The organism is Pandoraea pnomenusa (assembly GCF_000767615.3).
Classification (GTDB): domain Bacteria; phylum Pseudomonadota; class Gammaproteobacteria; order Burkholderiales; family Burkholderiaceae; genus Pandoraea; species Pandoraea pnomenusa.
On record NZ_CP009553.3, the window covers coordinates 4390437 to 4404026 of the forward strand.

Sequence of the window (13590 nt, forward strand, 5' to 3'; positions counted from 1 at the left end):
CCCTGTCGACGTCGCGCCTACCGGTCGCGCCACGCTCAGCGCAGATAGGACGCGTCGTCGATCGCCGGAATCGCCTTGAAGGCCGGCTTTGCAAAGAAGTAGCCCTGCATCAGGCTCACGCCATGCGCGATGAAGAAATCGCGCTCGCCGCGGGTTTCGATACCCTCCGCGACGACTTTGATGCCCAGGTCGTGACACATGGAAATGACATTCCGAACGATTCGCTGGCGCACGGTGTCCGTGTCGATGCCGCGCAGCAGTTCCATATCCAGCTTGATGATGTCGGGCTGGAAGTCCACCAGGAGCGAAAGCCCCGAGTATCCGGCGCCGAAGTCATCGATTGCCGTCAGGAACCCGTATTCCTTGTAGGCTCTGAAAATATGGACCAGGTGAGTACGGTCGGCCAGATGCTCTCCTTCGACCGTCTCGAAGATGATCCGCTCGAGCGGGAAATGGTTTGCCTGCGCGGCGTCCAGCGTGCTCCTTATGCAGACCTCCGGTCGGTAGACGGCGTTCGGCATGAAGTTGATGGACAGAAACGCGTCGAGCCCCAACGCCGCCGCGCGGGCAATTGCCGTTTGTCGGCAGTACTGGTCGAACTGGTATTTCGCGGCATCGTCGATCTGCGAGAGCACGGAATATGCCGATTCCCCGTTGGCACCCCGCACCAGGGCTTCGCATGCGAACACAGCCCGGGTGTCGACGTCGACGATGGGCTGAAAGGCGAAATCTATCTCGACCGGCAACGGCGCCGTGTTCCGGCATCCGGCGCAACTTGCCGATTGCGCGGCCGCCTCGTCGTGGCTGTGAATCTTGAAAGCATTCATCTTTCTTCCGGCTGCGTCTATGGGTTGGTTGAGTCTGCAAACGTTGCGGCCGTGGCCGGACGATCGCTACGTCGACACCGCGTTGCCGGATTCACCGACAACATTCGCGGCATCTTCCGTCGGCACGACGAAGCCGCGGACACAGTTTCGACCGGCTTGCTTCGCGTCATACAGCGCATGATCGGCGGCAGCCAGCAAGTCCTGGAGCGTCTGGTTCTCATCTTCCAGACTGGCGACCCCAAGGCTGATCGTCGCATTCAATTGCCCCACCGCCGTTTCGATCGCCGCCTGCTCGACGGCGACGCGCAGTCGCTCCGCGACCGCCATTGCCTCTTGCGCGGTTGTCGACGGGAGCAGCAAGATAAACTCTTCCCCGCCGAGCCGGGCGACAATGTCCGATCGCCGCAGAAGCGCCCGTGCCTCGTCCGTGATCCGCTTCAGGACCTCGTCGCCGGCCTGATGCCCGGCATTGTCATTGATCTGCTTGAAGTGATCCGCGTCCAGCATCACCAGTGACAATGTACGACCGTTTCGCTTTGACCGGGCGACTTCGGATTCCCCGATCTCGAAGAAGTGCGCACGGTTGGTCACGCCGGTCAGATGGTCCGTCGTCAAGAGGCGCGCGAGATTGTCGCTGTGGATCTTCCGCTCCGTGATGTCCCTGAGCACGGCGGAATATCCCGATATCTCCCCGTCCTCCTCACGCAGCACCGCAACGAGCAGTTGCCCCCAATAGCGCCGTCCGGATCTTGTCTTGCACCAGAACTCCTCCACGTGCCAACCGTCGTCGCGCGTGAGCGCCATATGTTCTGGCGAACGGTGCAGGACAATCTCGTCGTCGGCGTAAAAGCGCGACAGCATGTGCCCGATCACGTCGGCGGCTTCATAGCCCGTCAGACGCTCGATCGACGGGTTCCAGGTGTCGATGCAGCCCTGCGCATCGAGCGTAAAGTACGCGAAATCGTTGACGCTCGTATAGATGCCCGCAAGCCATGACTCGGTCTGTCGCGCCCGACGCTCGGCGGCGACCTGGCGTGAGATGTCCGTCAGCACCATCATCAGCACGTCCGCGCTCACCTTAATGATGGAACATGCCAGCACGACGGCGTCGTCCTTGGCCGGCGTGACGAAAATCCGGTGATTCTCGCAAACCGGCCCGCGCTCGGCCTCGAAACTGGCCACCAGATTGCGAAGCTCCGGCGCGACGGATGCCAGGCTGTCGAAGATGTTCTCGATGCTCCCGCCTCTCACCAGCGGCATGAGCAGCTGCGCGGCAAGCGGGTTCATCATGTCGACAGCGCCGGATTTGTCGCTGCGGACAATCCCGACCGGCGACAGATACATGAACGACAGCAAGGCTTCGTACTCGGACTCGAGGTCGTAGTTGTCCGTATTCGGTGCATTCACTGGCCCGTCCTCCGCTCGATGAGGACATAACGCGTCGCGCAATGCGCGCTTTTGAGCAACCGCAAACGCACCGGCGTCGGGCGCATGCGCAGCGTCAGGACATACGGAATGATCTCGTCCAGTTCGGACGCATCGTCAAAGCGTTGCGCAACCATGAAGTTGTTCATGCAAGGCGCGACCTCTTCGAAAAAATGCTTACCCAATACGCGTTGCGGGCTCAATCCGGCATTTTTCGACTCCGTGGCGTTGTATGTCGTCACCATCGCGTCCGAGGTGAACCCGATCACGCCGAACGGCAACGCATCCATCCCCTGAGCATCCAGCTTTTCGAGTGCGGTGATCTGCACGTCTTCAAATTCACTGTCCACACTTCCCCCACATGGCATGACTTCACCAGGTCCGGATATTCGACCCTTCAGTCGACCGTTATGCAATCCGGGTCCTGCGCGAACACCGCACCAGCGGAATGTCGGCGCAGAACCCCACATATCGGGTTATCGGCGTGTGCAGACGAAACTTTAGGCTGGCCCGTCCCGCAAGCAGTTGTTCGCCCAATGATCGACACCGTTGTCAGCGACTCCCCTCTGACGATGCCTTGCCTCTCCGGATAAACCTCACGTTGTGCTTCAACATATATTATGGATACCGAAACTTAAGGGTGAATCGCCGCCAATTCCCGCAACACGAGAATGCGCAAAGACGCGTCGCTCGACAGACCTTCGACCGCGAGTTCAGAGTTGGCGAGCTGCGTCCACCTGAGCGACTGCCGCCGCCATCTGCGCCGCCGCCTCCTGCAGGGGTGGCACGAATCGCCGCACGGCCTCGGCCGGGCTCACTGCCTGGTCGAGATAGATCACGTTCAGGCTCGCCAACACACGCCCCTGCGACGCAACGGCAACCGCCACCGCACCGATCTTGCGCTGGTCGAGCCAGTCGCCATGATTGGAGCCGAAGCCGTTCTCTCGCGTCTGGCGCACGAGATTGCGAATGAACGCATCGTCGCTGGCAAAGCGTTGCTGCAACTCCCCGCCCGCGCCCGTGCGCAGCAAATCGAGAATGTCCTCGCGCTCGGCCTCGGGACACATGCCGAAGTACGCGCGCCCGGCAGCCGTAAACAGCATGGGCAGGCGTCGACCGACCATGGCGCGGTGAAAGGACAAGGGACTGAAACGATGCGTCGTCTCGCGAATGATCATGGCGTCGCCGTCCGGCGTGGTCAGATCCGAGGGCCACACCACCCGCTGCATCAACTGCCCCATGATCGGCGGCGCGATCGTCGCGATGCGCTCGTCATCCGTGAAACCCTCGCTGAGCGAGCGCACCGCGAGCGCCAGGCGGAAGGTGTCGTCGGACGTGCTGCGCCGCACGAATCCGTCTTCCAGCAACGTCTCCAGCAGTCGCCGCACGGTGGTGCGATGGAGCCCGGTCGCCTCGCTCAGTTGTTGCGGCGTCGCACGTCCGCGCTCCATCGCGTTGAGCGCCCGGAGCACCAGCAGGCCGCGCGACAGCCCCCGTACATTCGGATATTTGCTCATTAAATAGTTTTTAAAATCAACGATGTGCATTCTATGCACATTTCGGCGAAATTGTTGAGCGCTTTTTGTCAGCTGCCTAGACTCATCGAAAAATCAGAGAGCTAGTGGAGACACCCTCCTTTCCGTGCGGACGAGCATGACCGAACACGCGTCGCTCGACGGCCGGCCCCAGCCCGACGATTAGCGGACGACACGAGCCGCGATTGAATCAACGAACGCAGTACGCCATTCGAACGCGCCAGCCCGGCGCGCGGGGCGCGCTCGCGCTCAAAAAACAGGAGCGAGACACATGAGTGCATTCGTCAATGCCGCCAATGCCGCCAATACCGCGGCCGACACCACGCCCGACATCACGACGGACGTGGCCATCGTCGGCGCCGGACCGGTCGGGCTGATGATCGCCAACATCCTCGGCTTGCAGGGCGTGCGCGTCACGATCGTCGAGAAACTCGACCAACTCATCGATTACCCGCGAGCCATCGGCCTGGACGACGAGGCCCTGCGGGTGTTCCAGGCGGTCGGCCTGGCCGACGCGCTGCTTCCGCACACCACCCCCGATCACTGGATGCGGTTCCTCACCAGCGACGGCCATTGCTTCGCGTCGATCGAGCCGCGGACCGACGAGTTCGGCTGGTCGCGCCGCAACGCATTCATCCAGCCGCTCGCGGACCGGGTGTTGTTCGAGGGACTCGAGCGCTTCGCTCATGTGGACGTGTGCTTCGGCCACGGCGTCGAGGCGCTCGCGCAAGACGCTCGGGGCGTGACGCTGACCACACGAACGAACGATGGCGACGTTCGCACGATTCGCGCGGCGTACGTTGTGGGCGCCGACGGCGGCAACAGCATGATTCGCCGCCTGCTTCAGGTGCCGTTCGAAGGGCGCACGAAGCCCAACCAGTGGATCGTGGTCGACGTGCGCAACGACCCGGTGGGTGCCCCCCACGTCTACATGCATTGCGATCACGAGCGCCCTTATGTTTCGGCGGCCCTGCCGCACGGCATTCGCCGCTTCGAGTTCATGGTCATGCCGGGCGAGACCGAGGAAGAACTCTCCCGGCCCGAGAACATGGCCGCACTGATTCGCAAGGTAGTCACGCACCCGGACCGTGTCGATTACATCCGCAAGCGCGTCTACACGCACAACGCGCGACTGGCGGAAACGTTCCGCGTGGATCGCGTGCTGCTGGCGGGCGACGCGGCACACATCATGCCCGTCTGGCAGGGCCAGGGCTACAACAGCGGCATTCGCGACGCCAACAACCTTGGCTGGAAGCTCGCGATGGTGGTCAAGGGGCAGAGTCTGCCGGACCTGCTCGATACCTACACCGCCGAGCGACGGCCGCATGCGCGCTCGATGATCCATCTGTCCGAGGTCGCGGGCGACATCTTCGCGCCGACGACGCGCTTCGGCGTGCGCTTTCGCGACGCGTTCGTGCGCAGCTTCACCCTGTTTCCGTCGGTCAAGCGCTACTTCGTGGAGATGCGCTTCAAGCCGATGCCGCGCTACGAATCGGGAGTGGTGCTGCTTCCGCCCGCGAAATCGACCGGCGGCTGGCTGGCCCGTTTGCTGAAGCGTTCGGGCAATTCGGCGCCGGGCCGTCTGCTGGGCCTGATGAGCGAGAAGCGGGATTCGTGGCTTGGGCGCTGCGTATATGGCCGCGACCCGTTCGCCAGTTCACCGGTCGGCCGCCTGTTCATTCAGCCCAGGGTGCGCACGGCGACGGGCGAGGTCCAGCGTCTGGACGACGTGATCGGCAATCACTTTGTCGTGCTCGGCTGGGGGTCCGATCCGACATTCGGCCTGACGCCGCGTGCGCGCGCTGTCGCCGAGAAGCTGGGCGTGCGCTTCGTGCTGGCCAAGCCCGACGTGCAGATGGCGCATACCGACGACGTGCCGCAGGGCGTGATCGCGATCGGCGATCCGCACAACCGCCTCAAGGACTGGTTCGGCGCGCGTTCGCAATCCGTGGTGCTGCTGCGCCCCGATCGCTTCATCGCGGGAGTCTGCGCACCTCAGGAAGTGTCGGACACCCTGATCGAACTGGCGGGCAAGGTGGCGCTCGCCGACATCGCCATGCCCCAGCCAACGCCACTGCGCGCGCCAACGAACCACGCCGGGGCCGTCGTGCGGCCACAGCAACGCGTTGCCGGAGCCTGAGCGATGCCGATTCATCTCGAATGTATTTCGCATACGCCGTTGCATGGCTACTTCGATCCTCCCGACGAGGTCGTGTCGGAAGTGAAGCGGGTGCAGGCGCAGGCACGCGAGCGCGTGCGCGCGTTCGATCCCGAGCTGGTCATCGTATTCGCGCCGGATCACTTCAACGGCTTCTTCTATGACGTGATGCCACCGTTCTGCATCGGCGCGGCGGCTACCGCTATCGGAGATTTCAACAGTCTGGCCGGCGAGTTGCCGGTACCGTCGGATATCGCGCATGCGCTCGCGGAGCACGTACTGGCGTCGGAGGTCGATGTCTCGCTGTCGTACCGCATGCAGGTCGATCACGGGTGCGCCTATGCCCTGGAAGTGCTCGCGGGCGGACTCGATGCCTACCCGGTCGTGCCGGTGTTCATCAACTCCGTGGCACCGCCGATGGCGACGCTGCGTCGCTCGCGCCTGCTGGGAGACGCCATCGGCCGTTACCTGGCGCGCACGAACAAGCGCGTGCTGGTCGTAGGGTCGGGTGGCATCTCGCATGAGCCCCCTGTGCCCGAGTTGATCGGCGCGACGGAGGAAGTCGCCGAGCGCCTGATCGCCGGTCGCAATCCGTCTGCCGAGTCGCGCGCCGCGCGTCAGGCGCGCACGGTGGCCGCCGCCGAAGCGTTCACGGCGGGCAAGAGCCATCTGCATCCGCTCAATCCGCAGTGGGACCGCGCGTTCCTCGACGTGCTCGCCAGTGGGAATCTGAACGCCGTCGACGACATCAGCAACGACGCGATCACGCGCGAGGGTGGCAAGTCGGCTCACGAAATCCGCACGTGGGTCGCCGCATTCGCGGCACTCGCCGCTTACGGCGAATACGGCGCGTCGCTCGATTACTACCGTGCGATTCCCGAGTGGATCGCCGGCTTTGCCGCAATGCATGCCGCGCCGCAAACGTCACTGGCCGTCGCGGCCTGATAAAAGGAGTTTTCGATGTCGGGTTCCCCGCTGATTCAAACCCTCGCCGAGCGTCTTCGCCATGCCGAGGCCACGCGTGCGCCCATCGCGCCGGTTCGCGGCGAGATCGCCCCCGACGACATGGCGAGCGCCTATGCCGTGCAGCAGTGCAACGTCGACGCGCGCGTGGCCGCGGGCGAGCGCATCGTCGGCCGGAAAATCGGCCTGACGTCTCTCGCGGTGCAGCGTCAACTCGGCGTGGACCAGCCGGACTTTGGCGCGCTGTTTGCCGGCATGGCCTACGGCGACGCACAACCGATGCCGCTCGCGAGCCTCATCCAACCCAAGGTCGAGGCCGAGATCGCGCTTGTGATCGAGCGCGATCTCACGTGCGAGAAGCACACGTTCGCCGACATTCTGCGCGCCACCGCCTATGCGGTCGCCGCCGTGGAAGTCGTCGACAGTCGCATCGAGCAATGGAATATCCGCTTCGTCGACACCGTGGCCGACAACGCGTCGAGCGCGATGTTCGTGCTGGGCAGCCGGCCCGTCCCACTCGCCGACATCGACCTGACGGCCTGCGAGATGACACTGTCGCGCAATGGCGAGGTGCTCTCGCGCGGCAACGGTGCGGCGTGCCTTGGCAACCCGCTCAATGCCGCGGTCTGGCTTGCCGATCGCATGGCACAACTCGGCACGCCGCTGCGCGCGGGCGACGTGGTGCTCACCGGCGCGCTCGGTGCGATGGTCCCGGTAACCGGGGCCGGCACGTTCGTGACGGAAATTCATGGCCTGGGCAGCGTACGCGCCACGTTCGCATGAGAACCCCCGAGGACGCCTGGACGAGCATCGAGAGGTAACAAGCGCGATTCCCGAGATATCACATGACCGCCGACAAGAGCGGACTTTCCTGAAACCGGAGACAAAGCAATGCAAGCATCATCACCGCAAGGCGCGGCGCCCACGAAGGGTAGCCTCGCGACCATCGGACTGTGTCTGGCCATCGCCCTGCTCGAGGGCCTGGACCTGCAATCGGCCGGCGTGGCGGCACCGCGCATCGCCAAGGAGTTTGCGCTGTCGGTGGCGCAGATGGGATGGGCGTTCAGCGCAGGAGCCATCGGCCTGCTGCCAGGCGCCGCGCTCGGCGGGCGTCTTGCCGACCGCTGGGGACGCAAACGGGTGCTGATGCTGTCGGTCACGCTGTTCGGCATCTTCTCGCTCGTCACGGCACACGTCTGGAACTTCGAATCGCTGCTCGCGGCGCGCTTTCTGACCGGTCTCGGCATGGGGGCGGCCATGCCCAACCTGATTGCGCTGTGTGCCGAGGCCGCGCCGGACGGCCAGCGAAACACGGCCGTTGGCGCCATGTATTGCGGCATGCCGTTCGGTGCGGCTTTGGCGGCCGTCATCGGCATCGTCAGTCCGGGCGACGAGGGATGGCGCCACGTGTTCTACGTCGGTGGTTTCGGTCCGTTGCTGATGGTGCCGTTGCTGGGACTTTGTCTGCGTGAGTCCGCGCAGTTCGTTGCTTCGCGTGCCAGACGTGGTTCCGGCACAGCCGCGGCGAACGCCGTGCCGGACGCGACACCGAGCATCACGCACGCGCTTTGGCAGGAAGGGCGCGCTCGTACGACGATTGCATTGTGGGTGAGTTACCTCGGCACACTCATCGTCCTGTACTTCCTGATGAACTGGTTGCCGTCGATGGTCGTGGCCAACGGACTGTCCCGCGCGCAGGCTGGCATGGCCATCATGATGTTCAACATCGGGGGCGGCATCGGCGCGATCGGCATTGCCAGAGTGATGGATCGCTGTTCGCCGCGCCTGACCGTGATCGGCATGTATCTCGGCATTGCGTTGTCGCTGGCCGGATTGTCGGCGGCCAACGGCGCCCTGACGATGGCCTGCGGCGCGTTCTTCTGTGGATTGTTCCTGGTTGGGGGGCAATCGGTGCTGTACTCGATGGCCGGTCAGGCATATGCGACGGAGGTGCGTGGCACGGGCGTGGGCGCGGCCGTGGCCGTCGGGCGTCTCGGTTCGATCCTGGGGCCGCTGATCGCCGGCCAGTTGTTCGCGCTGGGACAGAGTGCGTCGATGCTGGTGTCGTCGAGCATTCCGCTGATCGTGATCGCGGCGATTGCCGCGCTCAGCGTGGTGAGCACGTTCGCGCCGCGCGTTGTCGCCGGGATGGCTCAGCCCGGGCGCTGACCCGGCAGCACCGAGCATCGTCGAATGCCCGGAAGTTTCTTGAGCAGGCGGCGCGTTTCGATGCGAAACGCGCCGCCTTCAACGATTGAATATTCGTAGAGGGAGTCATCATGACGACAACGCAACCGGTTGGCGCGACGCTCACGGAAGCGTCCACGAGCCGTTTCGTGACGATCCGCGACGCGGACACGGAATTTCGCATTCATTACAACGACGCCGGCCATGGCGCCGAGACGGTCGTGATGCTGCACGGCTCCGGGCCGGGCGCGACGGGCTGGGCCAACTTCAGCCGCAACGTCGAGCCGCTGGTCGAGGCCGGTTACCGCGTGCTGCTGGTGGATTGCCCCGGATGGGGAAAAAGCGATCCGGTGGTGAACACCGGATCGCGGTCCGAACTGAACGCACGTGTGCTCAGGGCGGTGCTCGACGCGCTCGACATCGAGCGCGTGCACATCATCGGCAATTCGATGGGCGGACACAGCACGGTGGCGTTCGCGCTGGCGAATCCCGCGCGAATCGGCAAACTGATCCTGATGGGCGGCGGCACCGGCGGTCCGAGCCAGTTCGTGGCCATGCCGACGGAAGGCATCAAGCTGCTCAACGGTCTGTACAAGGCGCCGACGCTCGAGAACCTGAAGCGCATGATGAACGTGTTCGTCTTCGACGCGAGCTCGATCACCGATGCGCTGATGCAAGCCCGGCTCGACAACATGCTCGCGAATCGCGAACACCTCGAGAACTTCGTGAAGAGCCTGGCCGCGAATCCGAAGCAGTTCACCGACTACGGTGCACGACTGGGCGAGGTCGCGGCGCCGACGCTGATCGTCTGGGGACGGGAAGACCGGTTCGTGCCGATGGACGTCGGCCTGCGCCTGCTGGCCGGCTTGCCGAACGCCCAACTGCACGTGTTCAATCGCTGCGGACACTGGGTGCAGTGGGAACACGCGGACGCATTCAATCGCATGGTCATCGACTTCCTGGCGCACTGATGGAAAGGCGCCCGGCGGATTCCGCGGCACGGAGGCGGCGGGCGTCCTGTCGAAGCCCCCAGAACCACGTCACCAACAGGCATGGGATCATGGAGACGATCGAATAGGCGACACCGGCGAGTTGATTCCCTGTGAGATTGACAAGCGTCAGACTGATGAGCGGAAGAAACCCGCCGAACATCACGTTCCCCAACTGCTGCGACAGCCCGAATCCGGTGGTTCGGCTTTGCGGCGGGAACGACTCGGCGATGAAGGCGGGCAGCGGCGCCATGATCATTGCCGTGAGCAGCGCGAGGATCGTAATTAGCGCTGTTACGTACGTCCACTGAGCCGTCAGTACATTCGCGCGGATACCGGTGAAACATGGGTAGGCCGCCGCGCACCAAAGCACGATGCCGATCAGAATCACTCTGGCGCGGCCGATCGCGTCGGACAGCCGCCCGAACAGCGGGTAAGTCGGCGCGGCGATCACGATGGCGATGCCGAGACAAAGACTCGCCCTCACGGTCTCGACTTTCAGGACGTTCTCCAGAAAATAGAGCATGTAGACAATCGATGTGTAGAGCGAGACGGACGTGGAGCCCTGAGCGCCGAACATCGTCACGAAAATCGCTTTCCACGACGTTCTGCTCTTGATCGTATCCTTCAGCGGTGATGCGGAGAGCAACCCTGCGTCCTTGAGTTCGGAGAAAATTGGCGTCTCCGTCATGCCGAGCCGAACCCAGGTGGCAACGACAACGATCGGTGCGGAGAGCAGGAACGGAACGCGCCAGCCCCACGAAAGGAAACTCTCCGGATCCAGAACCCATTTGAGACCGGCGACGATCAGCAACGCGATCAGCAAGCCGACGCTTGCCGTGCTTTGAAGCACGCTCGTCGCCATTCCCTTGCGCCCCGGTGCCGAATGCTCCATCACATAGACGACCGCGGATCCGTACTCTCCGCCGAGCGCGACACCCTGAATGATCCGAAGCAAGAGCAGCGCGACCGGCGCCGCACTACCTATGACGGCGTAGGTGGGCAGACATCCGATACCCACGGTCGCCACGCCCATGATCAACAACGTAATGACGAAGGTTCTCTTTCGCCCGATACGGTCGGACATTGGACTGAAAATCAGCGTGCCTACTGGCCGCGCGACGTAGGCGATGCCGAACGTCGCCACCCCGGCCAGCGCGGCAACCACCCGATCCGCCGATGGCAGGAAAAGTCCCGTGAGCGTCGAGGTCAGGGCGACGTAGACAAAGAAATCGTAGTACTCAAGCAAAGTACCGACGCTTGCGCTGGCGATGATGCGAAACATGCTGGGGCGGGCATTCGCCGCCCGTTGATCGACGAGCATGGGTGTCTCCATGTATGGGTTGTCGGGCCGTTGCGTCGTTAATCGGATCGATCGCGACGTCGGCTCTGTTCTGCCTGCTGCCAGTGCCGCTTTGCCGCGGCCCGATTCTCGAGAAAGGTCGTCACCGCCGCCTTATGCTCACTTCCGCAAAGCAGGATGGCCTGCATGCCGGCAGCCATTTCCAGTGCGGCAGCGAGGGAAGCGGTCGCCGACTGGCGCACCAGACTTTTCGCCATGCGCGCGGCTTTCGGTGGATGCGCAGCAATCTTCCGGGCCAGGGCCAATGCCTCGGCATCGAGGCGATCGTCCGGTACGACCTTCGACACAATGCCCAGGCGACGAGCCTCCGACGCATCGACAAACTCGCTCGTCAGCGTCATCTCAAGCGCTTTGGCTGGTCCCACGACACGATTGAGAAACCACGCGCCTCCGATGCCGGAAACCAGACCGAGCCGCAGAAAACTCTCCGCAAAAACGGCCCGCTCGCCAGCGATGCGGATATCGCACATCAATGCAATATCGAAGCCGGCACCGATCGCCGCACCATTGACGGCGCACACGGACGGGACCTCCATGTCATTGAGTGCTCGCGTAATGCGATGCAAACACCCTAGCAAGCGCTCGCGCACCGCTTCTACGCCGCCGTCCATGAGATCACTCCCGCTCTGCATGTCCTTCACGTTGCCGCCGGTGCAAAAGTGCTCGCCCGACGAGCGCAGCAGCACACAACGGACATCTGGCATGCGCCCAATCCCTTCGAGCGTGTCCGAGAGCGCACCGGACATCTCGACGGTCAGCGCGTTCCCGTTCTCCGGGATATTCAACGTTATCGTCAAGACTCCCGAATCCAATGACGTCAGAACCGGCGACCCGCCCTCCTTAACTTGCGTTGGCATGAACTGCGCCTCCCTTCGAAGATTGATGAATGGCGCCGTCATCGAGCAGTTTGGCAATCTCTTCCTGACTGACGCCATAACTCGCGAGCACGTCCCTTGTGTGCTCGCCGTTGAGCGGCGCGGCCCTGTCCTCGTAGTCAGGCGCCCCTTCCGCGGCACTCAATGCAAATCGATTCGTCCGGATGCGCCCCGCGACCGGATGCGCCATCGTCGCCGCCAGCCCGCTTTCGGCATACTCCCGGGACTCGATGACATCGCTGTACGTCGCGACCGGAGCGCAAATGATGTCGCGCGCACTGAGCCGCCGCATCCACTCGGCTGTGGACCGCTCAGCGAATATCGCGGAGAGCCGTTCGTGGAGCGCGTTGCGGTTTTGCACCCGCGCGTCGTTGTCGAAAAACCGCGGATCCGCCTCAAGCTCGGGGACAGCCAATTCGTCGCACAATGCGCGCCAACGCGCCGGGTGATAGGCGACGACGACCATCCACCCGTCCTGCGTCGGATAGGCTTCGTTGGGCGCCGCATAGGGTGCGGCACTGCCTACTCTGTCGGGATTTCGACCGGACGCGAAGAACGATGAGAAGCCGATCTGCTGCAGCATCACCGTTGCGTTGTAAAGGCTGACATCGAGATACTGTCCCCCTTACCGTCACGGACACGGTGGAGCGCCGCGAGGATGGCGACCGCGGCCAGATAGCCACCCACCATGTCGGCAATCGGCACCGGAACCTTCAGGGGATCGGCGTTGGCCGATCCCAAGGTGCTCATCAGTCCGCTCACCGCCTGGATGATTCCGTCGACGCCAGGGCGGGTACGATTGGCCCCGCCCTGCCCGAACGCCGAGATGGAGCAGTAAACGAGCTGGGGGTTGATCTCGCGCACCGACGCAAAAGAGAGCCCCATGGATGCCATCACGCCCGGGCGGAAATTTTCGACAAGGACGTCCGCATGACGGAGCATCTTGCGAACCACGCGCCGACCCGCCTCGGTCTTCAGGTTGATGGCAACGCTCTGCTTATTGCGATTGACGCTCATGAATGCCGGGCTCTCGCCATTCACCCAAGGTGGCCCGATCTTGCGTCCCAGTTCCCCTTCCGGCGGCTCGATCTTGACGACGTCCGCGCCGAGATCCGCCAGCGTCATTGAACACACGGGACCCGCGAGGACGTGCGAGAAATCGAGCACTCGCACGCGACTTAGGCTGTCTCTTAACATTTTCGATTGTCCTGTCTCCTGACTTGCCGGAATGCCAAGCCATCAGGCGAGCATAGGTAGCGCGCTCGCAC

11 protein-coding genes and 2 pseudogenes are annotated in these 13590 nt (G+C 63.5%); 5 read left to right on the plus strand and 8 right to left on the minus strand.

The window, feature by feature from the left end:
- Positions 1-35 precede the first annotated feature (35 nt).
- The 5 genes and pseudogenes from LV28_RS43525 to LV28_RS43540 form a co-directional block, all read right to left on the minus strand.
- Positions 36-827, minus strand: a complete 792-nt coding sequence (locus tag LV28_RS43525) for an EAL domain-containing protein (RefSeq protein WP_038620053.1) — start codon at positions 825-827, stop codon at positions 36-38.
- A gap of 66 nt (positions 828-893) precedes the next feature.
- Positions 894-2234 (minus strand): sensor domain-containing diguanylate cyclase, encoded by a 1341-nt coding sequence (locus LV28_RS43530; protein WP_023873224.1) that lies wholly within the window; start codon positions 2232-2234, stop codon positions 894-896.
- Positions 2231-2722, minus strand: coding sequence for a PAS domain-containing protein (locus LV28_RS43535; RefSeq protein ID WP_223272091.1), 492 nt, complete (start codon positions 2720-2722; stop codon positions 2231-2233). Before LV28_RS43535 ends, LV28_RS43530 begins: the two co-directional genes overlap by 4 nt.
- Positions 2723-2886: 164 nt before the next feature.
- Positions 2887-3000, minus strand: a pseudogene (locus tag LV28_RS49620) (hypothetical protein); the annotation flags it as partial.
- The gene (locus LV28_RS43540; protein ID WP_038620049.1) at positions 2966-3769 is read right to left on the minus strand and encodes a DNA-binding transcriptional regulator; all 804 of its coding nucleotides are present in this window, start codon (positions 3767-3769) and stop codon (positions 2966-2968) included. The pseudogene LV28_RS49620 and the gene LV28_RS43540, both read right to left, overlap by 35 nt.
- Positions 3770-4058: 289 nt before the next feature.
- Between LV28_RS43540 and LV28_RS43545 the strand changes: the two genes are divergently transcribed.
- The 5 genes from LV28_RS43545 to LV28_RS43565 all read left to right on the plus strand — a co-directional run bounded on the left by LV28_RS43545 (position 4059) and on the right by LV28_RS43565 (position 10066).
- Positions 4059-5927: a bifunctional 3-(3-hydroxy-phenyl)propionate/3-hydroxycinnamic acid hydroxylase gene (locus LV28_RS43545; RefSeq protein WP_038620046.1), complete on the plus strand. Its 1869-nt coding sequence runs from the start codon at positions 4059-4061 to the stop codon at positions 5925-5927.
- Between the two features lie 3 nt (positions 5928-5930).
- Positions 5931-6890, plus strand: coding sequence for a 3-carboxyethylcatechol 2,3-dioxygenase (locus LV28_RS43550; protein ID WP_038620044.1), 960 nt, complete (start codon positions 5931-5933; stop codon positions 6888-6890).
- Positions 6891-6905: 15 nt separating this feature from the next.
- Positions 6906-7691, plus strand: a complete 786-nt coding sequence (mhpD, locus tag LV28_RS43555) for a 2-keto-4-pentenoate hydratase (protein ID WP_038620041.1) — start codon at positions 6906-6908, stop codon at positions 7689-7691.
- 108 nt (positions 7692-7799) lie between these two features.
- Positions 7800-9077, plus strand: coding sequence for a 3-(3-hydroxy-phenyl)propionate transporter MhpT (gene mhpT, locus LV28_RS43560; protein WP_038620038.1), 1278 nt, complete (start codon positions 7800-7802; stop codon positions 9075-9077).
- 110 nt (positions 9078-9187) lie between these two features.
- Positions 9188-10066: an alpha/beta fold hydrolase gene (locus tag LV28_RS43565; RefSeq protein ID WP_023873211.1), complete on the plus strand. Its 879-nt coding sequence runs from the start codon at positions 9188-9190 to the stop codon at positions 10064-10066.
- Here LV28_RS43565 and LV28_RS43570 read toward each other — a convergent pair.
- The 3 genes and pseudogenes from LV28_RS43570 to LV28_RS43580 form a co-directional block, all read right to left on the minus strand.
- Positions 10044-11408: an MFS transporter gene (locus tag LV28_RS43570; RefSeq protein WP_038620036.1), complete on the minus strand. Its 1365-nt coding sequence runs from the start codon at positions 11406-11408 to the stop codon at positions 10044-10046. The genes LV28_RS43565 and LV28_RS43570 overlap by 23 nt on opposite strands.
- 38 nt (positions 11409-11446) lie before the next feature.
- Positions 11447-12304, minus strand: a complete 858-nt coding sequence (locus tag LV28_RS43575; RefSeq protein WP_048806529.1) for an enoyl-CoA hydratase-related protein — start codon at positions 12302-12304, stop codon at positions 11447-11449.
- A pseudogene (locus tag LV28_RS43580) lies at positions 12288-13519 on the minus strand (CaiB/BaiF CoA transferase family protein). Before LV28_RS43580 ends, LV28_RS43575 begins: the two are co-directional and overlap by 17 nt.
- Positions 13520-13590: the final 71 nt, after the last annotated feature.